The sequence below is a fragment of the Albirhodobacter sp. R86504 genome (assembly GCF_042466415.1).
Classification (GTDB): Bacteria; Pseudomonadota; Alphaproteobacteria; order Rhodobacterales; family Rhodobacteraceae; genus Albirhodobacter.
Map to the genome: position 1 here is coordinate 96,682 of NZ_JAXHCH010000001.1, position 26,792 is coordinate 123,473.

Annotated in this window: 23 protein-coding genes; 13 read left to right on the plus strand and 10 right to left on the minus strand. The window is 58.1% G+C overall.

Features of this window, described 5'->3' with window-relative positions; genetic code table 11:
* Positions 1 to 84: 84 nt before the first annotated feature.
* Positions 85 to 1,575: an aldehyde dehydrogenase family protein gene (locus SJY32_RS00440; protein ID WP_376870314.1), complete on the plus strand. Its 1,491-nt coding sequence runs from the start codon at positions 85 to 87 to the stop codon at positions 1,573 to 1,575.
* Positions 1,575 to 2,309 carry a TSUP family transporter gene (locus SJY32_RS00445; RefSeq protein ID WP_376870317.1) on the plus strand — a complete coding sequence of 245 codons (735 nt, stop codon included), beginning with the start codon at positions 1,575 to 1,577 and terminating at the stop codon, positions 2,307 to 2,309. The genes SJY32_RS00440 and SJY32_RS00445 overlap by 1 nt, the downstream gene beginning before the upstream one ends.
* Before the next feature lie 75 nt (positions 2,310 to 2,384).
* Here the strand turns inward: SJY32_RS00445 and SJY32_RS00450 are convergent, their stop codons facing one another.
* The 3 genes from SJY32_RS00450 to SJY32_RS00460 form a co-directional block, all read right to left on the minus strand.
* Complete coding sequence (locus tag SJY32_RS00450; RefSeq protein WP_376871011.1) at positions 2,385 to 3,638, minus strand: ABC transporter permease; 1,254 nt, start codon at positions 3,636 to 3,638, stop codon at positions 2,385 to 2,387.
* 5 nt (positions 3,639 to 3,643) lie between these two features.
* Positions 3,644 to 4,429, minus strand: a complete 786-nt coding sequence (locus tag SJY32_RS00455) for an ABC transporter ATP-binding protein (RefSeq protein ID WP_376871014.1) — start codon at positions 4,427 to 4,429, stop codon at positions 3,644 to 3,646.
* Between the two features lie 100 nt (positions 4,430 to 4,529).
* Positions 4,530 to 5,510 (minus strand): ABC transporter substrate-binding protein, encoded by a 981-nt coding sequence (locus SJY32_RS00460; protein WP_376870319.1) that lies wholly within the window; start codon positions 5,508 to 5,510, stop codon positions 4,530 to 4,532.
* A 305-nt stretch (positions 5,511 to 5,815) separates the two neighbouring features.
* Between SJY32_RS00460 and SJY32_RS00465 the strand changes: the two genes are divergently transcribed.
* From SJY32_RS00465 to SJY32_RS00505, 9 genes are all read left to right on the plus strand, one after another.
* Positions 5,816 to 7,198: an aspartate aminotransferase family protein gene (locus SJY32_RS00465; RefSeq protein ID WP_376870321.1), complete on the plus strand. Its 1,383-nt coding sequence runs from the start codon at positions 5,816 to 5,818 to the stop codon at positions 7,196 to 7,198.
* Positions 7,199 to 7,265: 67 nt separating this feature from the next.
* Positions 7,266 to 8,732, plus strand: a complete 1,467-nt coding sequence (locus SJY32_RS00470) for a PLP-dependent aminotransferase family protein (protein ID WP_376870323.1) — start codon at positions 7,266 to 7,268, stop codon at positions 8,730 to 8,732.
* 444 nt (positions 8,733 to 9,176) lie between these two features.
* Positions 9,177 to 10,766: an ABC transporter substrate-binding protein gene (locus SJY32_RS00475; RefSeq protein WP_376870326.1), complete on the plus strand. Its 1,590-nt coding sequence runs from the start codon at positions 9,177 to 9,179 to the stop codon at positions 10,764 to 10,766.
* Between the two features lie 7 nt (positions 10,767 to 10,773).
* On the plus strand, positions 10,774 to 11,730 hold the full coding sequence (locus SJY32_RS00480) for an ABC transporter permease (protein WP_376870328.1): 957 nt from the start codon (positions 10,774 to 10,776) through the stop codon (positions 11,728 to 11,730).
* Positions 11,727 to 12,545: an ABC transporter permease gene (locus SJY32_RS00485; protein WP_376870330.1), complete on the plus strand. Its 819-nt coding sequence runs from the start codon at positions 11,727 to 11,729 to the stop codon at positions 12,543 to 12,545. Before SJY32_RS00480 ends, SJY32_RS00485 begins: the two co-directional genes overlap by 4 nt.
* A complete protein-coding gene (locus tag SJY32_RS00490; RefSeq protein ID WP_376870333.1) occupies positions 12,538 to 14,154 on the plus strand; it encodes an ABC transporter ATP-binding protein in 1,617 nt (538 codons plus the stop codon). Before SJY32_RS00485 ends, SJY32_RS00490 begins: the two co-directional genes overlap by 8 nt.
* Before the next feature lie 138 nt (positions 14,155 to 14,292).
* Positions 14,293 to 15,312: an NAD(P)-dependent oxidoreductase gene (locus tag SJY32_RS00495; RefSeq protein WP_376870335.1), complete on the plus strand. Its 1,020-nt coding sequence runs from the start codon at positions 14,293 to 14,295 to the stop codon at positions 15,310 to 15,312.
* 4 nt (positions 15,313 to 15,316) lie between these two features.
* On the plus strand, positions 15,317 to 16,072 hold the full coding sequence (locus tag SJY32_RS00500) for a class II aldolase and adducin N-terminal domain-containing protein (RefSeq protein WP_376870337.1): 756 nt from the start codon (positions 15,317 to 15,319) through the stop codon (positions 16,070 to 16,072).
* A 35-nt stretch (positions 16,073 to 16,107) separates the two neighbouring features.
* Positions 16,108 to 17,259 (plus strand): TauD/TfdA family dioxygenase, encoded by a 1,152-nt coding sequence (locus SJY32_RS00505; RefSeq protein ID WP_376870339.1) that lies wholly within the window; start codon positions 16,108 to 16,110, stop codon positions 17,257 to 17,259.
* A gap of 91 nt (positions 17,260 to 17,350) precedes the next feature.
* Here the strand turns inward: SJY32_RS00505 and SJY32_RS00510 are convergent, their stop codons facing one another.
* The 3 genes from SJY32_RS00510 to SJY32_RS00520 are packed head-to-tail and all read right to left on the minus strand — an operon-like array spanning position 17,351 to position 21,643.
* A complete protein-coding gene (locus SJY32_RS00510; RefSeq protein WP_376870341.1) occupies positions 17,351 to 18,799 on the minus strand; it encodes an aldehyde dehydrogenase family protein in 1,449 nt (482 codons plus the stop codon).
* Positions 18,796 to 20,019 (minus strand): mandelate racemase/muconate lactonizing enzyme family protein, encoded by a 1,224-nt coding sequence (locus tag SJY32_RS00515; RefSeq protein ID WP_376870344.1) that lies wholly within the window; start codon positions 20,017 to 20,019, stop codon positions 18,796 to 18,798. The genes SJY32_RS00510 and SJY32_RS00515 overlap by 4 nt, the downstream gene beginning before the upstream one ends.
* A gap of 28 nt (positions 20,020 to 20,047) precedes the next feature.
* Positions 20,048 to 21,643, minus strand: a complete 1,596-nt coding sequence (locus SJY32_RS00520) for a GMC family oxidoreductase (protein WP_376870346.1) — start codon at positions 21,641 to 21,643, stop codon at positions 20,048 to 20,050.
* Between the two features lie 158 nt (positions 21,644 to 21,801).
* On the opposite strand from SJY32_RS00520, the gene SJY32_RS00525 reads away from it, so the two are divergent.
* On the plus strand, positions 21,802 to 22,683 hold the full coding sequence (locus SJY32_RS00525) for a LysR substrate-binding domain-containing protein (RefSeq protein WP_376870348.1): 882 nt from the start codon (positions 21,802 to 21,804) through the stop codon (positions 22,681 to 22,683).
* Positions 22,684 to 22,808: 125 nt separating this feature from the next.
* Positions 22,809 to 23,252 carry a DUF302 domain-containing protein gene (locus SJY32_RS00530; protein WP_376870350.1) on the plus strand — a complete coding sequence of 148 codons (444 nt, stop codon included), beginning with the start codon at positions 22,809 to 22,811 and terminating at the stop codon, positions 23,250 to 23,252.
* 37 nt (positions 23,253 to 23,289) lie between these two features.
* Here SJY32_RS00530 and purU read toward each other — a convergent pair whose 3' ends face one another.
* Genes purU through SJY32_RS00550 form a run of 4 tightly spaced genes read right to left on the minus strand, consistent with a single transcriptional unit; the run spans position 23,290 to position 26,776 of the window.
* Positions 23,290 to 24,174 (minus strand): formyltetrahydrofolate deformylase, encoded by an 885-nt coding sequence (gene purU / locus SJY32_RS00535; RefSeq protein ID WP_376870353.1) that lies wholly within the window; start codon positions 24,172 to 24,174, stop codon positions 23,290 to 23,292.
* A 10-nt stretch (positions 24,175 to 24,184) separates the two neighbouring features.
* Positions 24,185 to 25,090: a bifunctional methylenetetrahydrofolate dehydrogenase/methenyltetrahydrofolate cyclohydrolase FolD gene (gene folD / locus SJY32_RS00540; RefSeq protein ID WP_376870356.1), complete on the minus strand. Its 906-nt coding sequence runs from the start codon at positions 25,088 to 25,090 to the stop codon at positions 24,185 to 24,187.
* Position 25,091: 1 nt separating this feature from the next.
* Complete coding sequence (locus tag SJY32_RS00545; protein WP_376870358.1) at positions 25,092 to 26,018, minus strand: electron transfer flavoprotein subunit alpha/FixB family protein; 927 nt, start codon at positions 26,016 to 26,018, stop codon at positions 25,092 to 25,094.
* Positions 26,018 to 26,776, minus strand: a complete 759-nt coding sequence (locus SJY32_RS00550; protein ID WP_376870360.1) for an electron transfer flavoprotein subunit beta/FixA family protein — start codon at positions 26,774 to 26,776, stop codon at positions 26,018 to 26,020. Before SJY32_RS00550 ends, SJY32_RS00545 begins: the two co-directional genes overlap by 1 nt.
* Positions 26,777 to 26,792 lie beyond the last annotated feature (16 nt).

Below are 26,792 nucleotides of genomic sequence, written 5' to 3' on the forward strand. Positions count from 1 at the left end.
ACGGAGGAAGACCTCTGGCCCTATGCTAAATTTTGATTGTCTGGCAGAGCTTTATCATCATCTCACGTGCAAAAGAGACCTCCCATGACCTTGTCTATTGCTTTTCCTAACACTCCGGAAGATGTCATCGCCCGCTACGCACAGGCGAACCTGATCAGCGGCGCGCTTCAACCTGCGCAAGAGTCCCTTGATGTGCTTAATCCGGCGACGGGTGCATTGCTGGGGAAAGCCGCCGCGAGCGGCGCGGACGAGACCAATTTTGCGATCGAAAACGCGAGCAAAGCGCAAGCCGACTGGGCGAAAGTGCCCGCGCGCGAACGTGGCAAACGGGTTGCCGCAGGGGCACGTGCGATCGCGCAAAATGCGGAGTTGATCGCGCAGGTTCTAGCGCGCGAGACTGGCAAGGCTATTCGCACGGAATGCCGCGGCGAAGTCGCGGTTGCCGCTGAAATTCTTGAATTCTATGGCAATCTGGGCTCAGAACTAAAGGGACAGACGATCCCCTATAATCCGCGAATGCTCACCATGACGACGCTGGAGCCCTTGGGCGTTGTGGCGGCGATCTTGCCGTGGAACGTGCCTTTGGTTCTTGGCGCATTGAAAATCGGGCCGGCGCTTGTCGCGGGGAATTCGGTTGTGCTCAAAGCCTCCGAGGAGGCGCCATTTGCGACGTTCCTCTTTGCCGAGATTTTGATGGAGCACCTCCCTGCCGGTGTTTTGAATGTTATCAATGGCGACGGTGCGCGCTGCGGTACGGCTCTGACGCATCATCCTAAAATCGCGAAAATTACCTTCACTGGCTCGGAGGCGGTTGGCCAAAAGATCTACGAGGTTGCAGCCAGCAAAATCATTCCAGCTTCGCTTGAACTTGGTGGGAAATCCCCGATGATCATTTGCGAAGATGCCGATCTGGAAAAAACCGTTGCTGGTGCGATCTCGGGGATGCGGTTCACGCGCCAAGGCCAAAGCTGCACAGCCGCGAGCCGGATTTACGTCCACGAGAGCTTGATGGGCGCATTCATGGATAAGATCGGCGTCGCGCTGAACAAGCTCAAGATCGGTGATCCGCTCGACGAGGCAACGGATGTCGGCACAATCATCAATGCTAAACAAAAGGCGGTTGTTGACCGTTTCGTCGATCTGGCGAAAAACACCGATGGTGCCGAGATTAAAACCTACGGAACTCTGCCATCCGATCCTGCCCTCGCGCCAGAGCTCTTCATGCTGCCGACCCTTTTGCTGGGCTTGCCCGAGGATCATCCCTGCGTCACGCAGGAAATCTTCGGGCCTGTTGCCGTAGTGCAAAGCTGGTCGGATTATGAGGATGTCATCGCACGCGCCAATGCCACGCATTACGGGCTTGCCGCCAGCGTTTGGACACGTAATCTGTCCACCGCGCTCGATAGCACATCGCGTCTTAACGCGGGCTATGTGCAGGTAAACCAAAACCTCACGATCCAGCCGAATGTCTCTTACGGCGGGTTCGGGCGGTCTGGTCTGGGCAAGGAAGCATCTTTGGAGGCGATGGTGGAACATTTCACGCGCTCGAAAACCATCGTGATGAACTTCGACTGATGGAACATTGGATCATTTTACCCGTCGCGACACTCGCGGCGGGGTTCTTGCGGGGCGTAACCGGATTCGGTTTCGCCCTTGCTGCTGTTCCGCTCTATAGCATGGTCGTACCGCCGCAATTCGCGGTGATTATGGTGCAAATCCTGCAAATTGCGGTCGCGCCGGTAGATATCTATCACAACCGGAAAACAATTGATCGTCCCGCCCTGAAACTGCTGTTTTTGGGCGCTTTGATCGGCGCGCCGCTTGGTGCGATTTTTGCGGCGGGGCTTTCGCCGGACGTGATGCGTATCTTGATTGCGATATTCGTGTTCATCGGGCTGATTGCGATTGCGAAAAAGCTCACGTTCCGCAGCGGTCGCCGCCCTGCGATCATTGCGGGCGCGATTGCGGGGCTTCTCGCGGGCATCGCCGCGATGCCGGGGCCTGCCGCAGTGGCCTATTTCCTCGGCACGGGCGCGGATAAGGCGACGTCTCGTTCGTCCTTGCTGGTTTTCTTCGCGGGGACGGCGGTGTTTGTTCTCACGACGGTTTTGCTCACTTCGGATATTGCGACGTTGGATATGCTTTATGCGGCGATCTTGAGTTTGCCCGCTCTCCTACTCGGCACCCATCTAGGCACTTTGTTGTTCCGCCGTTTGGGGGATGGCGGCTACCGGATGATGGCGCTCGGCGTGATGTTTTTGACGGCGGTTGTGACGGGCGCGAAGGGCCTTGAGGGCTTAATCCAGTAAGCTTGTAACGCAGCATAGAAAAGCGGGCCTCCGATCTGGGGGCCCGCTTTCGTTTTGGTCGTTACTGATGCTGGATCAGGATTTGCCTTTCCACGGCACCAACCAGATTTCGGATTTACGCATCAGCACGTCGATCCCGAAGCCGATGATCCCGATGATCACAATCCCCATCATCACGATGTCGGTGGATTGGAACTTCGATGCGGCCACGATCATCTTGCCGACGCCCATCTCCGCCGCGACCAGCTCTGCCGCGACCACGGTTCCCCAGCAAACTCCCATCGCAACCCGCGCACCCGTGAAGATCTCCGGCAACGAATTTGGCACGATGACATGCCACAGGATTTGGGACTTTGATGCGCCAAGGGAATAGGCCGCTTGAACCTTGGTGATATTGACACCCGACACCCCTGCCCGCGCCGCGATGATCATTACCCATAGCGCGGCAAGGAACAGCAGGACGATTTTTCCATTTTCACCGATGCCGAACCAGATGATGACGAGCGGGATCAACGCCAATGGCGGCACTGGGCGCATGAATTCGACGATCGGATCAAACCAACCTCGTGCCCATCCGGAAAGGCCCATCGCATATCCCAGTGGGATCCCGATGATCGAACCCAAAACAAACCCTGCGATCACGCGCCAAAGCGACCAGCCGACATGCGACCACAGATCGACGTTCTGATAGCCATTCTTCGCGATTTCAAAGAAACGCGCGACAACGTGCTCTGGCGCCGGCATCCAGATCGGCTCCATCTGTAAACCAGGCGAGGGTGCGAAATTGAGCGACCCCTTCTCGGTCATCGTGACATCCCCGTCGGCGACTTGCACCGTTTGGCCGGCCGCAATCGGTTTGCCGTCAATGGCTACGACAGTCGCTTTTTCTCCATCGGTTTGCTTCGGGATCACCAAGACGGATCGCCAAGCGGCCACTGTCGCGGTCGCGGATTGCGCAAAGCCGGTATCGGCGGCGGGGTCCGGCGTCTCAACACTTTCGCCCATGTCATGCACAACGACGTCTACGCGCGCATCGGCCGTCTGGCCCGCCGCATCACTGGCGGTGAAGGTGAAAGATGTTTCGCCTCTAAACGGGCCCGGAACATGAATCGGAACCAGTTTCGATCCCGTGAAGGCCCCCCAAAGCAGGAACACCACGACCAACGAGATAATCGAGGCGGCACGATCCGGCCGGACGGCGCTTTCATCCCCGAACGTGACAGTCTTGCGCGCGATGAAATCATCGGCAGGGGCGGTTTTGGCGCGGATAAGACGCAAGATCAAATAGGACAGGAAGTACAGAATGGCATAAGCGGTCAGGATAAACAGGCCAGTCATTTCTTACCCTCCTTCACCGCAGCACTTCCCATGATTTCTTCTTCCATTCCCCAGATCATCTCCAGAATTTCTTTCTTGGTGGCATCAAACTGCGGGTCTTCTTTAACGTGACGAATATCGCTGTGGGCGGCGCGCTCGGCAAATGGCAGGTTATATTCCTTAAAGATCCTTCCCGGCCGCGGCGCCATGACCAGGAGACGCTCGCCCAGCAACAACGCCTCATCGACTGAGTGGGTGATGAGAATGATCGTCTTGCCGGTCTTCTTCCACAGGTCGAGGATCAACCCTTGCATCTTCTCGCGCGTCAAAGCGTCTAGGGCACCGAGGGGTTCATCCATCAAAATAACGTCGGGATCATTCGCAAGACACCGCGCGAGGGCGACGCGCTGTTGCATCCCGCCCGAAAGCTCATAGACGGCCTTCTCCTTGAATTGCGCAAGCCCGACAGTCGACAGCAGGTTTTCCACAATCGTGTTGCGATCACATTCGGGCATGCTTTTCATACGCGGACCGAAATCGACATTGCGGCGCACGCTCATCCATTCAAACAAGGCGCCCTTTTGAAACACCATCCCGCGTTCCGGGCCAGGGCCGCGCACGGGCTTGCCGTTCAGCGTAACCTCGCCCGAGGTCGGGGCCAAAAACCCCGCGAGGATGTTGAGCAACGTCGACTTACCGCAGCCCGAGGGCCCCAAAACGGACAGCAGTTCGCCCTTTTTCAATTCAAGAGACACATCTTCAAGCGCCTGAACATGCGACCCATTGGGCAGATCAAAACGCATGGAAATGTTATCGATTTTCAACTGGCCCACCTTCGGCTCCTTACTGTTGATCACGTCTGAAGGTATATGGCGGGGAGCCAAACGACCCCCCGCCGCCAGTTTACTGGACAGCCGCCAGAGGGCCGGTTGCGATGGAACCCTCGTAGCTCTCAAGCGAGGAGCTGATCGATCCCGCTTCGACGAAGACATCCGCGACGCCCTTCATGAACGTAGCCGCGTTTCCGCCCAGCCATTTTTCCGACAGCTGTTCTTCGACAGTCGGGAAGGTGAACCCGTCAAGCGATGCCTTGGCCGCGGCGACATCCATACCGGATTCTTGTGCGATTTTGGCCAGCATCTCGTCGGAATGGTTGGCGTTCCACTCGGCGTTCGCCTCCGCAGTGACGGCGAGGAATTTCGTCACGAGAGCGGCATTCTCTGCGACGTAATCCGCAGGGGCGGAGGTGACGTCAAACACCAAAATCCCGAGGGCTTCTTTCTCGGCGCCGGTTAGCAAAACGTTGCCGTATTCCTTCATGCGCGTCAGGCCACCACCGTAGCCGCAGGCCATATCGACATCGCCCTGCCCCAAAGCCGCGGCGCCATCCGTCGGCGCCATGTCGACGACGCTCAACGAGCTTACATCAACGCCGAAGTGCTCCATCTGACGCAAGAAGCCGTAATGCGCGGCGGTGCCCAGCGGTACGGCGACCTTCTTGCCGGCAAGCTCGCCCGCGCTGTCTTTGTCAATTTCAAGGGCGGTCGCGACGACGCAGTTGTCATTCTCGGAATAGCTCACTGCAACATCCAGCGTCTGGATCGGCTGGCCGCTGGACACGGCCACAACGAACGGAGGGACGCCCTGAGAAATGGCGAATTGCACATCACCTGAGGCCATCGCAGCCGACATCGCCGTGCCGGTATCAAAGCTCACCCAATTAACCTTTGCGCCAAGAGCCTCGTCATAAGCGCCATCGGCCTTTGCAGCGAGGAAAGGCATAGGCCATTCCAAGAAGTAGCCAACAGTGATCTCGTCATTTGCCAAGGCAGCTTGCGGGATCAAGACAGCGGCGCTGAGGGCGAGTTTCGCGAGTAGTTTCATAGTGTCTCCTTGTCTGGACTTGGCCTTGTCGGACCTATCACTGGTTAATCCGTTGGGGGTTATGCCGACTTTTCGCCGGTCATTTTAAATTCGGGTGCTTGAGATTTCAGCACCTGCGTAAATTTCAGCACACGGTTGCGACGTGAAACAACGGCCCTGATAAAGTGGCGCTATACGATTGGGCGAACTGGCCCTACTCAACTTCATTCTTTGAGCAGATGGCTAGAGAAAGAGGCATCCACGCCGCAAGGATGGGCGTCTTTGAGACAACCGAAAACCTCCCCCCAAATCTGAGGACCGAACCCTTGACCCAAGCGCCCCAAACCAACGATTTCGCTGATGTGATCGCGGCCGATAAATCGCATGTCTGGCACCACCTTACCCAGCACAAACCTTACGAAACCGTCGATCCGAGAATCATGGTCGAAGGCAAAGGGATGAAGCTGTGGGACATCACGGGAAAAGAACATCTTGATGCCGTGTCGGGCGGGGTGTGGACGGTCAACGTCGGCTACGGGCGCGAAACAATCGCGGATGCTGTGCGCGAACAGCTCGTAAAACTTAACTACTTCGCACAATCCGCAGGCTCGATTCCCAGTGCGAAATTTGCGGAAAAACTGATCGAGAAAATGCCAGGAATGAGCCGCGTTTACTACGTGAACTCGGGTAGCGAAGCCAATGAAAAAGCGTTCAAAATGGTGCGGCAGATCGCGCACAAGCGTTACGGCGGCGCCAAGCATAAAATCCTCTACCGGGAGCGCGATTACCACGGCGCGACGATTACGACGATTTCCGCAGGCGGACAGGATGAACGTAACGCCCAATACGGCCCTTATACGCCGGGTTTTGTGTCGGTTCCGCATTGCATGGAATACCGTAAGCAATGGGATGTTGAGGATTATGGTCGCCGCGCCGCCGATGCGATCGAGGAAGTGATTCTGCGCGAAGGGCCGGAAACAGTCGGAGCGATCTGTCTTGAGCCGGTGACCGCTGGCGGCGGCGTCATCACCCCGCCAGAAGGGTATTGGGAGCGCGTTCAGGAGATCTGTCAGAAGTATGATATCTTGCTGCATATCGACGAAGTTGTGTGCGGCGTGGGGCGTACAGGTAAGTGGTTTGGCTACCAACACTATGGAATTAAACCAGATTTCGTGACGATGGCGAAAGGCGTTGCCTCGGGTTACGCCGCGATTGCCTGCCTTGTCACGACGGAGCGCGTGTTTGATCTGTTTAAAGATGATGCCGCGGATCCACTCAACCATTTCCGCGATATTTCGACCTTTGGCGGCTGCACAGGCGGTCCGGCGGCGGCGTTGGAGAATATGCGGATTATTGAGGATGAGGGCCTATTGGAGAATACCCAAAAGATGGGCGCGCGGTTGATGGGCAACTTGCGAAAGTTGCAAGAAAAGCATGAGGCTATCGGGGATGTGCGCGGCTTGGGGCTGTTTTGTGGCGCTGAGCTGGTGAGCGATCGTGTGAGTAAAGAACCCGCACCCGAAAAGATGGTGCAGGCGGTTGTCGCGGATTGTATGCGCCAAGGGGTCATCATCGGCGCCACAAGCCGTGCGATTCAAGGGTTCAATAACACGCTGTGCCTATCTCCCGCCCTGATCGCGACAGCTGAAGATATCGATCGGATCACCGATGCGATCGATATCGCATTGACCAATGTGTTCGGGGGATAATGGTCATTGCCATGACGCGGCCCAACTTCTAGCGTAAGTCCAAACTTAGCAAGAATTAGGTCCAGTCGTGGCTATCCTTCCCGAAATTTTCACGCTCTCGCCCGAAACAAATGCCACACTTCAGCAGAAGATTCAGCAATCGGTCTCTGAAGCAATCGTCTCTGGACGGTGCGTTTCGGGCGAGAAAATGCCGTCCTCGCGAAAATTGGCCGCGCATCTGGGCGTGGCGCGGATCACCGTGACCCTCGCCTATACGGACCTTGTCTCCAACGAATATCTGGTTTCGCGAGGCCGGTCAGGGTATTACGTAGCCCCGACCGCCCCCAAAAGGCCCAGTTTCGATCCGGTGCCGCATCCGCGCGAGAGCGCCGTCGATTGGGCGGCAAAGCTCGGACGAAAACTGCCGCAATATGCCCAGATATCGCGCCCGCCCAATTGGCGCGAATACAAATTCCCCTTCATCTATGGCCAGTCGGACGCGAACCTGTTTGACCACGCAAACTGGCGCAGCTGCGCAATGCGCGCGGTAGGCAAGCGCGATTTCGATTCTCTTGCGACGGATCACTACCGGCGCGACGATCCGATGCTCATCGATTTTATCTTGCGGCACTTTCTCCCGCGGCGCGGAATTTCCGCTCGGCCCGATGAGATTTTGATCACAATGGGCACGCAAAACGGCCTATGGTTGGTCTCGGAACTGCTCTTGCGCGGCGGCGGAAAGGCGGTGGTGGAAAACCCATGCTACCCGGGTTTCCGGCAGGTGCTCGGGCAAATCGGCTGCGACGTTTTTTCGATCGATGTTGATGCGGAGGGGCTTGATCCAGAGAAAATCCCGCCACAAACGGATGTGGTCTTTGTAACACCTGGCTTGCAATGCCCTACAAATGCGCAAATGCCGGCGAACCGACGTGCGGCATTGCTGAAGAAATCGGCGCAAGAGGGGTTCGTCATCGTCGAGGACGATTACGATATGGATATTTCGCAAGTCCAACCGCCGATGCCATCGCTGAAATCTCAAGATCGCAGCGGCACGGTGATTTACACGGGTTCGTTCTCGAAATCGATCTTTCCTGGCCTGAGGATGGGGTATCTTGTGGCGCCGCGAGAGGTGATCAACGAGGCGCGTGCGTTGCGCGGTGTCGTCTACCGCCACCCGCCTAGCCATGTGCAACGCACCATCGCCTACTTCCTCTCCTTGGGGCATTTCGATACGCAACTCGCGCGGCTCTCGCGTCATTTGCGCAAACGCCGAGCCGTTATGGAAGAGGCCCTCACCGCGACCGGATTGTTGAGCGATCCGAAGTCGGGCCCGTGTGGCTCCTCATTTTGGGTCAAGGCGCCTGATCATATCGACACGATGTCCCTCGCCCTCGATTTGCGGAGCCAGAGCATTCTCATTGAGCCGGGCCGCGTTTTTTTCGCGCCGGAGCGCCCCGACGCGCGGTGGTTCCGTTTGGGGTATTCGTCCATTTCAACAAGTCATATCGAAGAAGGCATCACCCGTCTTGCGGAGGCGATCGCGGCCCGAACTTAGATTGGTGTCGACGTCGCCTACCCTCGCCAAAAGGCGATGCCGTTAGATCAACAACCCCTTTGACCAAAATGTCATTGCTTTACTGAACATTCGAACTGTCCCACGCTCACTGCAATTCCAGAAAAAAGAGTGCAGAAGGATAGCTCGCCGATGAAACGATTGCCCGTTTATCTTTGCGTCTCAAGGGGATGGAGCGAAGTTGAGCGCGCGACCATGCTTCGAGCTGCTTGAACGGCCGGGTTTCCTGCGCAAGACCGGCGCGCGCACGTGGCGCGCATTCTGTTTTCACATTTTACATAAAAGCGTCGCTGCTCTGCCAGCGTCGTCCTGACGGGCTGCGCAGGGCGTGATGTCTCCTGCGCCAAAAAAGCCGACCCCATCGAAGAAAAGCGCCAAAAAAGGTGCGTCATATAAATATACAAACCGCGAACAGGGACTATGAACATGACAACCGACACCACTCACGATCTCGCCTCTAAACCGCGATCAGGGCTCAGCCGTCGCGGTTTCCTCGGCCGCGTCTCAGCTTTGGCGCTGACAATTGCGGCGGGCTCGATGCTGTCCCCGCGCCCCGTTCTGGCGCAAGAGCCAATCAAGGGCGGCACGTTGAAAATGGGCCTTGGCGGCGGCGGAAGCACCGATAGCCTTGATCCAGCCCTCGCATCCAACGCGGTCACCTTCCATGTGATGCGCACCTTGGGCGAGCCGCTCGTTGATGTAACGGCGGACGGGCAACTGGAAATGCGACTGGCTGCGAGCGTCGAGAGTTCGGAAGATGCCAAGACATGGCGGTTCCAAATCCGTCAGGGCGTGGAGTTCCATACCGGCGCGCCGGTGACTCCTGCGGATGTTCTCGCGACCTTGGAACGTCATTCGGACGAGAACGCTCAATCAGGCGCTTTGGGGATCATGCAGGGCATCGAGTCGATGTCGGTGGATGGCGATTGGGTCGTGGTGAATTTGACAACGGCGAACGCCGATCTCCCCTATCTGATGTCGGATTATCATTTGCAAATCCAGCCGAACGGCGGGCGTGATGCGCCGGATTCAGGGGTTGGCGCGGGAGCTTACAAGCTTGTGAGCGCGGAACCAGGCGTCCGCTATACATTTGAGAAACATCAGAATTACTGGGATACGACGCGCGGGCACTATGACGCTGTCGAGTTCATTATCATCAACGATTCCACCGCGCGGATGGCGGCTGTGCAATCAGGCCAAGTGCATGTAGCGAACCTTGTTGAGCCAAAGGTCGCAGGGCTTTTGACGCGCGCACCGGGGCTGAGCGTGAAAAACGTTTCGGGGCGCGGCCATTATGTGTTTGTGATGCATTGCGACACCGCACCGTTTGACAACAACGATCTGCGCCTCGCCCTAAAATATGCGATCAACCGTCAGGAGATGGTTGAGAAAATTCTCAAAGGCTATGGAACGATCGGCAATGATTTCCCGATCAATGCCGCCTACCCGCTCTTTGACGACAGCATCCCCCAGCGCGAATTCGATCTCGCCAAGGCGGCCGAGCATTATCAAGCCTCCGGCCATGATGGCAGCCCGATCGTGCTCAAGGTGGCCGATTCCGTCTTCCCTGGCGCTATTGACGCCGCCGCCTTGTTCCAACAATCCGCCGCGGCTGCGGGGATTCCCCTCGAAATCCAGCGCGTTCCGAACGACGGGTATTGGTCGGAGGTCTGGAACAAAGAGCCATTTTGCGCCTCCTTCTGGGGCGGTCGGCCGGTGCAGGATCAGATGTATTCCACCGGCTACCTCTCGACCGCCGATTGGAATGATACGCGCTTTAAAAATCCTGAATTTGATGCGCTTTTACTCTCGGCCCGTGGTGAACTCGACACGGCGAAACGCAAAGCAACCTATCTCGAAATGGCGCAAACGATCCATGATGAGGGCGGCGTGATCTGCCCGATGTTCAATGATTTCGTCGAAGCGGTCAGCGATCAGATCCAAGGCTGGGTCGCAGATGGCGGCCAAGACACGATGAATGGCCTCGCGCCCCATAAAACATGGTTGGTCGGCTAAGGTGGGAGTGCGGCCAATTTTGATCCTCGTGGCCCAGCGGATAGTGCTGGGCCTCGGCCTTCTCCTCGCGGCGTCCTTGCTAATCTTTATGGGCACGGAAATCCTGCCGGGCGACGTCGCGCAATCGATCCTCGGGCAATCTGCAACACCGCAGGCGCTCGCCAATTTGCGCCAAGAGCTTGGTTTGGATGCGCCCGCTTGGGCGCGATATCTCGAGTGGCTTGGCGGGATCATGCGCGGGGATCTGGGAACGGCGCTGACGAATGGGCAAGATATCGCAACCGCGATGGGCGGGCGGCTGTCGAATACGTTGTTTCTTGCGTTTTGCGCCGCGATCATCTCGGTGCCGCTCGCGATAGGCCTTGGGCTGGTCGCCGTGCGTTATCAAGGCAAATGGCCCGATAAGCTGATTTCCGGCGTGACGCTGGCCACCGTCTCTGTTCCAGAATTCATGCTGGGCTATATCGGCATGTTCTTCCTGACGGTGCAGTTGCGGATGTTTCCATCTGTCGCCACGATCCACGACGGCATGAGCCTGATTGAAAAGCTGCAGACCGTCGCGATTCCGGTTCTTGTGCTCGTGCTGGTGATTTTAGGGCATATGATGCGTATGACCCGCGCGGCGATCCTGAACGTCATGCAATCCGCATATATCGAGACGGCCACGCTCAAAGGTCTGCGCCCTATCACCGTGATTGCGCGCCATGCTTTGCCCAACGCGGTTGCGCCGGTGGTGAATGTTGTGATGCTCAACCTCGCCTATCTGGTTGTCGGGGTTGTTGTTGTCGAGGTCGTGTTCGTGTTCCCGGGGATGGGCCAGTATCTCGTGGATCATGTGACAAAACGCGATGTGCCTGTTGTGCAGGCCTGCGGGCTGGTGTTCGCGGCAGTGTATATCGGGCTGAACATCCTTGCCGACATCATCTCCATCTTGGCCAATCCGCGATTGAGGCACCCCAAATGAGACGTATTCCTTTCTCCGCCCTCATTGGCCTGTTCTTTGTGGCTGTATATTTCCTTGGCGCGATTTTTGCGCAGGTCATCGCGCCTTACGGCATGGCCGAAGTGGTTGGCGACGTTTGGGAGCCTGTCTCCGCCGATCATTGGCTGGGCACAGATAGTATCGGCCGCGATCTTCTCAGCCGGATGATTTACGGCGGTCAGACGACAATCTTCATCGCGACCGCCGCAACCGCATTGAGCTTTGTGACCGGTTCGATCCTCGGCCTGACGGCGGCGGTGATTGGCGGTTGGGTGGATCAACTTCTATCGCGCGGCGTTGATCTGGTTATGGCGATCCCTGCCCTGATCTTCGCATTGACGGTTCTTTCCGTCATGCCGGTGACGGTCCCTGTTTTGATCGTGGTTATGGGGCTGCTTGATTCCACGCGGGTGTTCCGCCTCAGCCGCGCGGTTGCAACGGATATCGCCGTGATGGATTACGTCGAAGCGGCGCGCCTGCGCGGTGAAGGTCAGCGTTGGATTATCTTCAACGAGATCTTGCCCAACGCCTTATCCCCCCTCATCGCAGAGATGGGGTTGCGATTTATCTTCATGGTTTTGTTCATTTCAACCCTTTCCTTCCTTGGGCTAGGCGTGCAGCCACCGATGGCCGATTGGGGCGGAATCGTGAAGGAAAACAAGGACGGAATTGTTTACGGGATTCCGGCCGCATTGCTGCCTGCCTTCGCAATCGCAACGCTGGCGATTTCGGTCAACCTCGTCGCGGATTGGATATTGACCCGCACGACCAGCCTAAAAGGAGGCCGCGATGGCTGACATCCTACTTGATGTGCGCAATCTAAAAATTGGCGCCACGATCTATCCTGATGACGGTCCTGCGCAGGATATCGAGATTGTGCACGGGGTCTCGTTCACCCTTTCGAGGGGGAAAGTTCTCGGACTTATCGGGGAATCAGGCGCGGGGAAATCTACGATCGGCTTGTCGGCCATGGCGTTTGGGCGGGGCGGCGTGCGGATCACGGGCGGCGAGGTATTTCTGAATGGTCGCGATATTCTGACGCAAGGGCCAAAGGGCTTGCGGGGGCTGCGGGGGCGTGAGGTGACCTATGTCGCGCAATCCGCCGCAGCGGCTTTCAACCCTGCGATGCGGCTCATCGATCAGGTCGTCGAGGCTACCGTCAGCCAAGGGCTTGCGACGCGTGCCGAGGCAGAGGTCCGCGCGATTGAATTATTCGGTCGGCTCGGGCTGCCGAACCCCCAAAGCATTGGCAACCGCTATCCGCATCAAGTCTCAGGCGGCCAGTTGCAACGCGTGATGACGGCGATGGCCCTTTGCCCGCAGCCAGCCTTGGTGATCTTTGACGAGCCGACAACGGCGCTGGATGTCACGACCCAGATCGACGTTCTCGCCGCGATCAAGAAGGCGATTGTCGAGACAGGGGTCGCCGCGCTCTACATCACGCATGATCTTGCCGTTGTGGCGCAAGTGTCTGACGAGATTATGGTTCTCAAGGGTGGTAGCACCGTTGAGCACGGCGAGACCCGACAGATCATCGAAACGCCGCGCGAAGCCTATACCCAAGCCTTGCTATCCGTTCGCTCGATCGCGCATCCAATAAAACCGCCAACCGCCCCTGTTCTCACGATCGACGGGCTGACAGCGCGTTATTTCGGGTTGGCGCAAGACGTTTTGAGCAATGTCTCCTTGCAAATCAACCAAGGCCAGACGCTTGCCGTCGTGGGGGAAAGCGGGTCTGGGAAATCTACTCTGGCCCGCGTGATCACGGGCTTACTCGCTCCCGCAGAAGGATCGATCACCTTCGGCGATCGCACCCTCTCGCCGGATCTCAAACGACGATCGCGGGACGATCTGCGAGAGCTGCAGATGATTTATCAGATGGCCGATGTCGCGATGAACCCGCGCCAGACCGTCGGAGCAATTATCGGACGGCCCTTGGAATTTTATTTCGGTTTGAAAGGTGCTGCCAAACGCGCCCGCGTTCAGGAGCTTCTCGACCAGATCGAGATGGGAAGCGGCTTTATCGACCGCTACCCCGCAGAACTTTCGGGCGGCCAGAAACAACGCGTTTGCATCGCACGGGCGCTCGCCGCGAAGCCTCGCTTGATTATCTGCGACGAGGTGACCTCGGCGCTTGATCCTTTGGTGGCGGACGGGATCTTGAAGCTGTTGCTCAATCTACAGGCCGCCGAAGGTGTCGCGTATATGTTTATCACGCATGACCTTGCGACGGTGAAAGCGATTGCGGATGATATTGCGGTCATGCATCGCGGCCAACTCGTGCGCTATGGCAGCAAGGCCGATGTTCTGAGCCCGCCGTTTGACGATTACACGCGGCTTTTGCTCGCATCCGTGCCTGAAATGCGCCTTGGCTGGCTGGAGGAAGTGATCGCCGCGCGCGCCTGAACCGAGCGCGGGGCGCAGGAAAGTCCCGCAACAGAACCCACCCCATTGGGCCAAATGCCGTTGCTTTACTGTCGTTTCGATCTGCCTCACCCTGTTCCCAGACCCTACAGACCCTCTAGGAAAAGGACGTATCAACAGATGAAAATTGGCTTCATCGGGCTTGGCAATGTTGGCGGAAAACTTGCGGGCAGCTTGCTGCGAAACGGCTTTGACCTTACGGTCCATGATCTCGATCCGGCGCTCGTCGGGCGGTTCGTGGCCCTCGGCGCGCATGCGACGACAGGCCCCTTGCAAATGATGCAAGACTGCGACGCGGTCATCACGTGTTTGCCATCACCCGCCGCCTCCGCACTTGTGGTTGAGGAAATGTTGCCTGCGGTGACCGCGGATAAAATCTGGATGGAAATGTCCACGACAGATGAGGGCGAGGTAAAGCGCCTCGCTGCGCTTGTCATCGCGCAGGGCGGATCGGCGATGGAATGTCCGGTTTCAGGAGGATGCCACCGCGCGGATACCGGCAATATCGCGATCTTCGCGGGCTGCGACCGCCCCACGTTTGAGCGCATGTTGCCAACCCTCACAACCTTGGGCCGCCGCGTTCTCCACACGGGCGAGATCGGCACAGCTTCGGTGCTCAAAGTCATGACCAACTACCTCGCTACCGCGAATTTGCTGACTTGCTGTGAGGCTTTGGTCACGATGAAAGCGGCCGGAATGGATCTCAACACCACTTATGAGGCGATGAAAATCTCCTCGGGGACGTCCTTCGTCCATGAGACCGAAAGTCAGGTAATCCTGAACGGGTCGCGCGATATCTCCTTTACGATGGATCTCGTCAAAAAGGACATCGGCCTATTCCAGAAAATTGCCGACCAAGCAGGCGTTCCGTTGGAAATCAGCCCGTTGATGGTCGATATCTTCAATGACGGTATCGCTCGTTTCGGCCCGCGAGAGCTTTCGCCCAATATCATCCGTCGCCTTGAGGAGGCCACCGGCCTCGACATCACTGCGCCCGGCTTCCCCGCCGAGATGGTCGATGATGAACCGGAAGCGCAAGGCTACGAGGTCATCCCTACCGGCCTTTCCGCGCCCGTCGCGATCTTGAAGGCTCAGGCCGCCGCGCAAGCCGAGCCGGCCAAGCCTGTGCCTGCGGAGTAAGGCGATGACAGTCCTAACTTCCGCCGCCAATATGGCGCATTGGACTGAGCGGTCCGATCTTGCGGCGACCTTCCGTTGGGCCGCGAGATTGGGCATGCATGAGGCCGTCGCCAATCATTTCAGCCTCGCTGTGAACGAGGCTGGAACCCAGTTTCTGATCAACCCGAACCAACGCCATTTCTCGCGGATCAAGGCGTCGGATTTGCTGCTTCTGGATGCGAACAACCCGCCCGCGCCAGACGCGCCGGATGCCCCTGACCCCACGGCGTGGGGGCTGCATTCGGGTATCCACCGCCTCTGCCCGCATGCGCGGTGCGTGATGCACACGCATTCGATCTGGTCGACGGTTTTGGCCTGCCTCGCGGATAGCAACTTGCTGCCAATCGATCAGAACACAGCCACCTTCTACAATCGATATGTCATCGACGATGCCTTTGGCGGCCTCGCGTTTGAGGATGAAGGGCTGCGCTGTGCGAGTATGCTGAGCGACCCAAAGAAAAAAGTCATGATCATGGGCAATCACGGCGTGCTCGTTATCGGCTCCAGCGTTGCGGATACGTGGAACCGCTTGTTCTACTTTGAACGCGCGGCGGAAACCTATGTGCGCGCGCTGCAAACGGGGGCGCCTTTGCGGGTTTTGAGCGATGCAATCGCAGAAAAAACTGCGCAAGAACTCGATGATTATCCAGGCCAAGCGGAGGCGCATCTCTCGGAGCTGCGCGCAATCCTTGACGATGAAAACAGCAGCTACAACCGCTAAATCCCACCCAACCTTATGCCACGGGAACGATCAAGATGACCGACATTACGTTTGAGTTCAAAGACAAGGGCATGGTTATCGGCCTGCCCGAGGGGCCAACCTATTTCAACTATTATTGGCTGCGCGATACTTGCGTGACAACGCTTGATCCGCAGACGCGCGAGCGCATCTTCGATATTTCATCGGTGACGTCGCAGCCGGTGGCGCTTTCGGCGCATGTTGACGGCGACATGCTCGTCATCGCATGGGAAAACGAGGTGCAGCCCTCGCGCGTGCCGATGAAGTTGATCCGCGAGATGGCTGCGAATGGCCGTCCGCATGATCCCGCCGAGTTGCCGCGAAACCTTTGGTTTAGCGATCACCTGCCGCGGATCACGCGCGTGCCGCAAAATGCGGTGTTGGAAACCGAAGACGGCCTCGCGACATTGACCCGCGCGTTGATCGTCGACGGCATCGCGGTTGTCACGGGAATGGATAAGACCGACGAGGCATTGTTCCGTTTGGTGCAGGCGATCGGTCCGGTTACGCCGTCGGCGGAGGGTCTGGATTTTAACGTGCGTGTGGAAATCAACCCAACGAACCTCGCATTTACGGCGGGTCCTTTGGAAATGCACACCGATCTCCCAGGCGAGGAAAAGGCGCCGGGCGTGCAATTCTTGCATTGCCTCGAGAACACGGTTCAGGGTGGCTTGTCGTTGTTTTTGGATGGTGCAGCCGTTGCGGAAGCGTTGCGCGTCGAAGACCCGAAAGCCTTTGCGCTCCTTGCGAGCGAGGATATCCCGTTTTTCTATCGTCACGACAATTGGGATTACCGCGCCCATCAGCGCGTGATCGAAACGGATCACGACGGAAATGTTACCGGCGTCACAATCTCGCAGCATTTGCAGGACACGATTGATCTGCCGCAAGAGATGCTCGACGATTACTATCCTGCATTGATCAAGTTCATCCAGCTTATGCAAGAAGACCGCTTCATGATCCGGTTCCGTTCGGAGGCGGGTAATTGCGTGATTTTCGACAACCACCGCATCGTGCACGGCCGTGAGGGATATGTGGCCGATAGCGGCGCGCGGCATTTGCGAGGATGCTATAGCGATCGCGGCGCTTTGCGCTCGACCTACAGGGTGCTAGCGGGCAAGGGGTTTGATGGTATGGTCCAACCTGCCGAGACGAAAATCAGCGCCTGACATATAAAACCGGAGCGCAGGGTTGCTGCGCTCCGGTTGTTGGGGCCGCACGGCGCGCAGCGAGGGGATCCTCCTGCGCGCCGCTTTATATTTAAGGCCATTGGGCGAAAGGCGGCCGGACTTTGACCTCGACATAGTCCTCCAGACCGAATTTTCCGCCCTCGCGCCCGTTGCCCGATTGTTTGAACCCGCCAAAAGGCGATCCGTAATCAGACGCGCGGCCGTTGATGTGGATGCCGCCCGCACGAAGTCGCCGCGACACACGCATCGCGCGCGCTTCATCACCCGTCGAGAGATACGCATCGAGTCCGTATTCCGTATCATTCGCCATGGCGATGGCCTCATCCTCGGTATCAAAGGGTGCAATGATCAAAACTGGGCCAAAGATTTCTTCGCGCCAGACCGACATATCGGGCGTGACATCGGAGAAGATCGTAGGACGCGCAAACCAACCGGTTTGCAGATGCTTTGCGAGCCCGTCTGGCCGCCCCAAACCACCCGCGAGAAGCGTGGAACCCTCCTCAAGACCCTTCTGAATCATCGCTTGCACGCGCTCATACTGAAGCCGATCGAACAGCGGCCCGATATGATCGCCCTCAACCATTGGATCATCCACCTTGGTGGCCTCGGCAGTCTTGCGCGCAACATCGAGCGCGCGGGCATAGACGCTGCGCTCGACCAGCATTTTCGTCGGGGCGTTGCACGATTGGCCTGTGTTATCGAAACAGCTTGAGACTCCCTCCGCGACAGCCGCATCAACATCGCAATCGGCAAAGATCACGTTGGGGGATTTACCGCCGAGTTCCAGCGTCACACGTTTGATGGTCGCCGCCGCATCGCGAGATACCGCGCTGCCCGCGCGCGTCGAGCCCGTGAACGACATCATGGCGACGTCAGGGTGTTTGGAAAGCGCCGATCCAACGGAAATCCCATCGCCGAAGACCAGATTGAACACACCGGCCGGATAGCCGGCTTCATGGATGAGTTCCGCGTAGATCCGCGCAGAGAGCGGCGTGTGCTCCGAGGGTTTCAACACGCAGGTTGATCCGGTCGCCAGTGCCGGCACGACCTTCAGCGCGATCTGGTTGACCGGCCAATTCCACGGCGTGATGAGCCCGCACACGCCGATCGGCTCGTAGCTGACGATATCGCCATTGGGCAGGGTTTCTTCCTCATCATGGGCCTCAAGCGCGGCAATGAAACTCTCCAGATGCCCAAGACCGGATTGGGCTTGCGACTCGCGCGACATTGTCGCGGGGGCGCCCATTTCCATCGTGATCGCCGCCGCCAAATCGCCTAAGCGTGCCTTGGTCACGTCGGCCAAGCGCCGCAAGAGCGCCAAGCGCTCCGCTTTCGTCGTCATTGAGAAGGTCTCAAACGCTGCCTTTGACGCCGCCACGGCGCGATCGACATCAACCTCGTTGCCCAACGCCACCGTGCCAACTTGCGCATTGGTCGAGGGTGTCAACACAGGCATCATTTTGGGGGCCGCAGGTGCAACCCATTCGCCGTTGATGTAGAATTTATCGAGGGTAATCATTGCTTTCCTCCATCAGGGGTCACATGAAACTGATCCATCGTCAGATGCAATTCCGTACCAGTATAGGGCAGTTTAGCGATCATCTCGTCGTCAAGTTCCAGCCCGAGGCCGGGCGCTTTGGACGGGATGATGTAGCCGTTCTCCCATTCAATTTCGCCTTTGACGGCAGACATGTAAGGGCCATCAAAAGTTCCGATGCTTTCAAGGATCAGGAAGTTGGGCGAACACGCACCGATCTGGATATTCGCGGCCGCGACGATAGGTCCGCAATAGAGATGTGGTGCGATTTGCACTTGGCGCGTTTCGGCCATGCCCGCAATCTTCTTGGCCTCCAACAGCCCGCCGACGCGCCCAAGGTTCATCTGTAAAATCGACGCCGCGCCGGTTTCCAACAATCGCGCGAATTCGTATTTCGTGCAAAGCCGCTCGCCCGCGGCAACGGGTATGGACGTGAACGCCGCCACCTGCGCCATATCATTGGGGCTTTCTGGCGGGATCGGTTCTTCGAACCAAAGCGGATCGTAGGGCTCCAACGCGCGGGCCATGCGCTTTGCGCCCGATACCGTAAATTGCCCGTGCGTGCCGAACAAAAGATCCGCGCGGTCGCCCACGGCGGCACGAATTTCGCGGCAGAACGCGACGCTCAGGCTGATATCCTCAAGGCGAGGTTGGTGCCCATCAAAGATCGAATAGGGGCCAGCGGGATCGAATTTCAGGGCGGTGAACCCTTGGTCGACCATACCGAGCGCGACTTCCGCTGCGATCTTGGGGTCGTTGTATGCATTGGGGGTGTTGGGATCAGGATAGACGTCGCCGCTCGCGGGATAGATGTAGGAATAACTGCGCAAACGATCATGTACCTGCCCGCCGAGCAATTCGTAGACGGGCTTGTCGGCAGCTTTGCCAAGGATATCCCAGCAGGCCATCTCCAGCCCGCTGAAAACACCCATCACGCTCACATCGGGGCGCTGGGTAAACCCTGCGCTATATGTTTTGCGGAACAGCAGCTCCACATGATGGGGATCGGCCCCCTCGAATTGACGTGCGAACATATCGCGTGCCATGGCGCAGCAAACATCAGGCCCGAAGGTGGCGTTGTAAATTTCGCCGACGCCCGTAATACCGCAGGTCGTCGTCAGGCGCACAAAGATGAAATAGCGCCCGCCGTGACGGGGGGGCGGGTTTCCAACAACAAATGTTTCTAGTTTCTCGAGACGCATATGCTTCTCCTTTACGGTTTGGGGCGCCCTATGAGGCGTCCTGTAAAATCAGATCCGCCGCGCGCATGGCCAGCATCATCACCGGCGCATTGGTGTTGCCCGATGTGATATTCGGGAAGGCGGAGGCATCAACAACACGCAGCCGCGCGATCCCGTGGACCTGCAACCGCTCATTCAACACCGAGTCCGACGCAGTCTTGCCCATCCGGCAGGTGCATGTCGGATGATAAACGGTTGAGGCACGATTGCGGAACTCTGCCAAAAGCTCAGCATCCCCCATCGTTTCAAAACCCTCAAATTTGGAGCTAGAGGTGACAGATGTTAGCGCCTTTGTCTGTGCAAGGCGCTGGACGATACGACTGGCGCGGATCGCCGTGTCGCGATCTTCTTGGGTTGCGAGGGCGTTTGACTGAATGACTGGCGCGTCGCGGTAATCCGCTGATGCGAGCGAAACCGATCCGCGACTTGTCGGGCGGCAAGGTTGCGCCGACAGGAGATATCCCGGCGCACGATCAATCACCACCTCGCCGGAGGGCGAAATCTCGTAGGATGCAGGGTTGCAGAATAACTGGATATCAGGCGCCGTGCATGCCTCGGACGAACGCACAAACCCACCGACCTGATTGACCGGAACCGCCAGCGGCCCGCGCCGCGTCAGCACGTATTTTATCCCCGCCGCAAGCCGTCCGAGAGGGTTCCCGAGGATCGCGTTGAGCGTCTTTTGCGTCGCGCGGAACTGGTAGGACACTGCCAGATGATCTTGAAGCCCGCGCCCGACATTGGGCATATCATGGCGAACAGCAATCCCCTTTGACTTCAGCATCTCCGCGGGACCAATGCCGGACAGGTGCAGCAGTTGCGGCGAATTGATCGCGCCAGCGCTCAAGATCACTTCTCGTCGCGCGGTGACACGGTGGAGTGTCCCGTTTTGCTTATAGGTCAGCCCGCTGACGGCCTGCCCGTCAAAATCGAGCACGGTGACATGCGCGCGCTTTTCCAATGTCACGTTCTTGCGGCGCAACGCGGGCCGCAAGAAGGCATCCGCCGCTGACCACCGCATCCCGCGCCGCACATTGCTGCGGTAATAGCTCACGCCTTCGCCCGCGTTCATATCCGCAATTGCCGGATAGCCTAATTCTTCCCCCGCCGTCAGAAACCGCTTCGAGAACGGATTCATCTGATCCGCGAGATTTTGCACCCAAACTGGGCCATGCGCGGCCTCATCATCGGATGAGCTCTCCATCTCAGCATAGGTCTCGCGCACTGCGTCCCAATCCCAACCTGTCGCACCCGCGGCGGCCCAATCGTCGAAGTCACGCGCCTGACCGCGCACGTAAGCCATGGCGTTGATCGACGACGACCCGCCCACGACTTTCCCGCGCGGCCAATAGCTTTTGCGCCCGTTTAGCGCAGGGTCCGCGTCGGTGTGATAGCCCCAATTCAGGGTGGGGTTGGCGTAATTTATCGCATAGCCCACCGGAATTTTGATCCAGAGCCGCTGGTCGCTGCCGCCCGCTTCCAAGACAAGCACCTGATATTTGCCGCTCACAGATAAGCGGTCGGCAAGTACGCAGCCCGCAGATCCTGCGCCCACGATGATATAATCAAACTCTTTGGGCTGCATCAAACCCTCCATCGCCTTTTCATCCCCTTAAAGATCAAGCTGCGGAGCCAAAGACAAACAACGGCTTTGACCGCTAAGCCCTATCGCATTTAATGCAAATCCGGTTGCATCAGGTTGCTCTTACGCCCAAAACTATTGGCAAAACGGATGGAACACGTATGCGCAGGTTACCCCATGTTACATGGCTTCGGTCCTTCGAGGCGGCGGCGCGTCACAGCTCGTTCAGCTCGGCTGCGGATGAGTTGAACCTGACCCCCGCAGCCGTCAGCCAGCAGATCCGTTTGCTCGAACAGCATCTGGGGATCCATCTGTTTAAACGTTTGGCGAAGGGTGTGGCCTTGACCGATGTCGGGCTTGCGTATGCAATTCCGGTGCGCAAATCCTTCCTTGAGATGCAAAGTGCGACGGACGGCCTGTTTCGAACGCAACGCAAATCGGTTGTCAGGGTGCGCTGCTCAATCTCCTTTGCGGCAATGATCCTCGCGCCGCGGCTGCACAGTTTCAGCCAACTGCATCCCGAGATCGAGGTGGAACTCTCGACGACGGTCTGGGATGACCGGATGAACGGCGCGAGCATTGATCTCGATATCCGATACGGAGATGGCGGCTGGCCCGAACATCAAACCTATCCGCTCCCGGTTGAGGCCGCGACGATCGTTTGCCATCCCGACTACGCCGACACGCTGGGGCCGATCGCCTCAACTCAATCCCTGAGCGAAGCCGCGATCGTTTTGGTGCAAGGGTCCGAGACCGATTGGGATCGCCTGTTTGAGAAATATGGTCTGGATGGACTGAGGCCGCCGCATTGGATCAAGGCGGATTCCTCTGTCATCGCCCTGCAAATTTTGTCCGCCGGGCACGGTTGCGCAATTATTAGCAAGAGCTTCGCGAAAAACGATCTCGCGGAGGGCAAACTTGTCGCTCCGTTTGAGATGGATCTACCGATGGGATCGAATTTCACGCTCGTTGTCCGCGATGATCTCAGCACGCGACAGGACGTTCAGGCCTTTAAAAACTGGTTGATCGGCCTGCAAATATAGCCCCGCCGTCATGACCCCGCGCCCGCCCCGTGCAAATGGGCGGATCCTCGCCTAGCGCGAAGTTTCATCTGGTCACCTGTGTCGGGAGAGGTTGTTATCCTTACATCTTGAACAGGAGATTTTCGATGAAACCCGTTATTGCGGCCACTCTCATTGCGCTGTCAACCTCCCCCGCTTTTGCGGAAAACGTCGTCAAAACCTCGCCATTGTCGGTGGCTGAAACGGTCGACAAGCTCGAAGCGGCCGTTACCGGCGCAGGCGCGACGGTCTTTGCGCGGATTGATCACGCAGAAGCGGCGAAAACCGTGGGCAAGGACATCCCTGATGCCACCCTGTTGATGTTTGGCAATCCGACGCTGGGAACACTTGCCATGGAATCCGATCTGCGCGCCGGACTTGTTTTACCGCTACGCGTCTTGGCATATGAGGATGATGCAGGCGCCACGCAGCTGACGTGGGCACCGGCCGAAGACCTGTTCGACGGGTTGGATATTCCGGCCGATGCTGAAGTCATTGCGAAGATAAACGGCGCATTAAACGCCCTGACAGATAAAGCAACGGCCGAATAATTCCAAATTTAGCTACGGCGAGAGATCGCGCCGTAGTTCACCCCATGCGTTCTGAGGAGTAGCTTCCTGGCGAGGCTGGGACGACGATCGTTTTGTTTCCGTTGAGGAAAACGCGGTGGTGGGCGTGGGCGTGGATGGCGCGGGCGAGGACTTGTGCCTCTACGTCGCGGCCCAGCGACACGTAATCCTCGGGCGATTGCGCGTGGGTCACGCGGATCGTGTCTTGCTCGATAATCGGCCCCTCATCGAGATCCGCCGTCACGTAATGCGACGTCGCGCCGATCAGCTTCACGCCGCGCTCATACGCCTGTTTATAGGGGTTCGCCCCCTTGAAACTGGGCAGGAACGAGTGGTGAATGTTGATGATCCGCCCCGACATTTTCGCGCACATCTGATCCGACAAAATCTGCATGTACCGCGCCAGAACGATCAGCTCCGCCCCCGCATCCTCGACGACCTTCATGATCATCGCCTCCGCCTCAATCTTGTTTTCCTTCGTCACTTTGATGCAGTGGAACGGGATATCCTGATTCACCACAACCTTTTGATAATCCATGTGATTCGAGATCACAGCCACGATATCAACCGGCAGAGCGCCAATCTTCACGCGGTACAAAAGATCATTCAAACAATGCCCGAACCGCGACACCATGATCACGACTTTCATCTTTTTCGCCGCATCATGGAACGCAAAATCCATCCCGAATTGCGCCGCCACAGCCGCGAAATCGTCGCGCAATTCCGCCTCCGATACGCCCTGTTCGGACACCAGCCCGACCCGCATGAAAAACATATCGGTCGCGAGGTCGTCAAACTGCGAGCTGTCAATAATATTGCAACCTTTCGTCGCCAAGAATGACGAGATCGCAGCGACAATGCCGCGTTGGGAAGGACAGGTCACCGTCAGGCAGTATTTGGTCATTTCAACATCCTCATGACGCGCTGGAAAGCGCGGATTCCGAAAGGTTATGCGCATGGCAACATGCGGTGAGCGTGTTTGCGAGCAAGCAAGCGATGGTCATCGGCCCGACCCCGCCCGGCACCGGCGTAATCGCCCCCGCAACTTTGCTGACCGAGGCAAAATCAACATCCCCCACAAGCCGCGTCTTGCCATCGCCCGCGGGCACACGGTTGATGCCAACATCAATCACCGTCGCGCCAGGTTTGATCCAATCGCCTTTGACGAGCCCCGGCACACCGGCGGCAACGACGACAATATCGGCCATCCGCGCGAGCTCAGGGATGTTCGTCGAGGATTTATGCGCGACGATCACTGTGCAATCGGCATTCAAAAGCAACCGCGCCATGGGCTTGCCGACGATATTGGAATGGCCGATCACCAGCGCCGTTTTGCCGCGGAAATCGGGGTAAATCCGCCGCAGCATCATCATACAGCCGCGCGGGGTGCAGGGCACAATCGCATCCTGCCCCGTGCCGACCATGCCGACATTCGAGATGTGGAACCCGTCCACATCTTTCGAAGGATCGATCGCGTTGATCGCCAAGGTGGAGTTAAGATGCGGCGGCAACGGCAGCTGGATCAAGATGCCATGCACCTCGGGATCGGCGTTGAGGCGCCCGATCAAGGCGAGCAGTTCCGCCTCGGTCGTCTGCTCCGCGAGGCGAAATTCGAACGAATTCATCCCCGCCTCCACGGTTTGCTTGCCCTTTGATCGGACATAAACCTCCGACGCGGGATCAGTCCCCACCAGCACCACCGCCAAACCCGGCGTGATCGCGTGATCACGCTTCAACCGCTCGACCGCCAAAGCCATCTCCGCCCGCAACCCCGCCGCAAGCGCCTTGCCGTCAATCACATCAGCATCCCGCAAAGCCATGTTACACCTTCCCCGTCAATTCCGGCACGGCATCGAACAGATCCGCGACGAGGCCGTAATCGGCGACTTGGAAGATCGGGGCTTCCTCGTCTTTGTTGAGCGCGACGATGATTTTCGAATCTTTCATCCCCGCCAAATGCTGGATCGCGCCGGAAATCCCGACCGCGACGTAGAGGTCCGGCGCCACGACTTTGCCCGTCTGGCCGACCTGCCAATCGTTGGGCGCATAGCCCGAATCCACCGCCGCGCGCGAGGCGCCAACGGCCGCGCCGAGCTTGTCCGCGAGGCCGGAGATCAGCGCGAAATCGGCCTCCGATCCAACGCCGCGCCCGCCCGACACGACGATTTTCGCCGATGTCAGTTCAGGGCGATCCGAGGCCGCAACTTTATCCTCAACCCAAGTGCTCAAGCCGCTCACCGTCGCGCCGGAAATCGCCTCAACGGCGGCCGCGCCACCTGCCTCGACGCCGGTGAAGGCCGCGGTGCGAATGGTTAACACCTTAACCTTATCCGATGATTTCACCGTCTGGATCGCGTTGCCCGCGTAGATCGGCCGCTCGAACGTATCGGCGTCAATCACCGCCGTCACATCGCCCAAAATCATCACGTCAAGCAGCGCCGCAACCCGCGGCAGGATGTTCTTCGACGCCGCCGTCGCCGCCGCAACGATGTGGCCGTAATCGCCCGCAAGCCCCGCGATCAGCGCCGCCGTGGCCTCCGCCATGCCGTGATCGTAATCCGCCAACTCTGCGACCAAAACCTTGGAAACGCCGGACAATTTCGCAGCCTCCGCCGCCGCAGCGTCACATCCCGCGCCTGCGATCAGCACATGGACGTCGCCCAAACTTGCCACCGCCGCCAAGGTTTTCGCCGTTGCGTCCACCGACAATTCGCCGCCCTGAACATCCGCAAAAAGAAGAACAGCCATCACAGCACCCCCGCGTCTTTGAGTTTCGATACCAGCTCGTCCACCGAGCCAACCTTGATGCCCGCCGCGCGGCCCGCAGGCTCCACCGTGTTAACAACCGTTAAGCGCGGGGCGACATCCACGCCGTAATCGGCGGGCGTTTTCTCCTCCAGCGGCTTTTTCTTGGCCTTCATGATATTGGGCAGCGACGCGTAGCGCGGCTCGTTGAGGCGCAAATCGGCGGTGATAATTGCCGGCAATTTGACAGAAATCGTCTGCAACCCGCCATCAACTTCGCGCGTGACCTTGGCCGCGCCGTCCGCGATCACAACCTCGGATGCGAAGGTCGCTTGCGACCAACCGAGCAACGCCGACAGCATCTGGCCCGTCGCATTCATATCATTATCAATGGCTTGCTTGCCCGCGATCACGAGACCGGGCGCCTCCGCCTCGACCACTTTCGCAAGGATTTTCGCCACCGCGAGCGGCTCGATATCGGTGTGAACATCCTCCGCCGCGATCACCAAAATCGCGCGGTCCGCCCCCATCGCCAGCGCCGTGCGCAGCGTCTCCTGCGCCTGCTTCACGCCGATCGAGACGACGATCACCTCCTCCGCCGCGCCCGCCTCTTTCAAACGGATCGCCTCCTCAACGGCAATCTCGTCGAACGGGTTCATCGACATCTTAACATTCGCAAGATCAACCCCGCTCCCATCCGCTTTCACACGAACCTTCACGTTATAATCAATCACGCGTTTGACTGGGACTAGAACCTTCATTTGCATCACTCCGAAT

Coding starts and splice junctions, on each gene's coding strand:
- SJY32_RS00440 (WP_376870314.1), top strand. CDS start 85: ATGACCTTGTCTATTGCTTTTCCTAACACTCCGGAAGATGTCATCGCC.
- SJY32_RS00445 (WP_376870317.1), top strand. CDS start 1,575: ATGGAACATTGGATCATTTTACCCGTCGCGACACTCGCGGCGGGGTTC.
- SJY32_RS00455 (WP_376871014.1), bottom strand. CDS start 4,429: ATGCGTTTTGATCTGCCCAATGGGTCGCATGTTCAGGCGCTTGAAGAT.
- SJY32_RS00460 (WP_376870319.1), bottom strand. CDS start 5,510: ATGAAACTACTCGCGAAACTCGCCCTCAGCGCCGCTGTCTTGATCCCG.
- SJY32_RS00475 (WP_376870326.1), top strand. CDS start 9,177: ATGACAACCGACACCACTCACGATCTCGCCTCTAAACCGCGATCAGGG.
- SJY32_RS00485 (WP_376870330.1), top strand. CDS start 11,727: ATGAGACGTATTCCTTTCTCCGCCCTCATTGGCCTGTTCTTTGTGGCT.
- SJY32_RS00490 (WP_376870333.1), top strand. CDS start 12,538: ATGGCTGACATCCTACTTGATGTGCGCAATCTAAAAATTGGCGCCACG.
- SJY32_RS00495 (WP_376870335.1), top strand. CDS start 14,293: ATGAAAATTGGCTTCATCGGGCTTGGCAATGTTGGCGGAAAACTTGCG.
- SJY32_RS00500 (WP_376870337.1), top strand. CDS start 15,317: ATGACAGTCCTAACTTCCGCCGCCAATATGGCGCATTGGACTGAGCGG.
- SJY32_RS00505 (WP_376870339.1), top strand. CDS start 16,108: ATGACCGACATTACGTTTGAGTTCAAAGACAAGGGCATGGTTATCGGC.
- SJY32_RS00510 (WP_376870341.1), bottom strand. CDS start 18,799: ATGATTACCCTCGATAAATTCTACATCAACGGCGAATGGGTTGCACCT.
- SJY32_RS00515 (WP_376870344.1), bottom strand. CDS start 20,019: ATGCGTCTCGAGAAACTAGAAACATTTGTTGTTGGAAACCCGCCCCCC.
- SJY32_RS00520 (WP_376870346.1), bottom strand. CDS start 21,643: ATGCAGCCCAAAGAGTTTGATTATATCATCGTGGGCGCAGGATCTGCG.
- SJY32_RS00525 (WP_376870348.1), top strand. CDS start 21,802: ATGCGCAGGTTACCCCATGTTACATGGCTTCGGTCCTTCGAGGCGGCG.
- SJY32_RS00530 (WP_376870350.1), top strand. CDS start 22,809: ATGAAACCCGTTATTGCGGCCACTCTCATTGCGCTGTCAACCTCCCCC.
- purU (WP_376870353.1), bottom strand. CDS start 24,174: ATGACCAAATACTGCCTGACGGTGACCTGTCCTTCCCAACGCGGCATT.
- folD (WP_376870356.1), bottom strand. CDS start 25,090: ATGGCTTTGCGGGATGCTGATGTGATTGACGGCAAGGCGCTTGCGGCG.
- SJY32_RS00545 (WP_376870358.1), bottom strand. CDS start 26,018: ATGGCTGTTCTTCTTTTTGCGGATGTTCAGGGCGGCGAATTGTCGGTG.
- SJY32_RS00550 (WP_376870360.1), bottom strand. CDS start 26,776: ATGAAGGTTCTAGTCCCAGTCAAACGCGTGATTGATTATAACGTGAAG.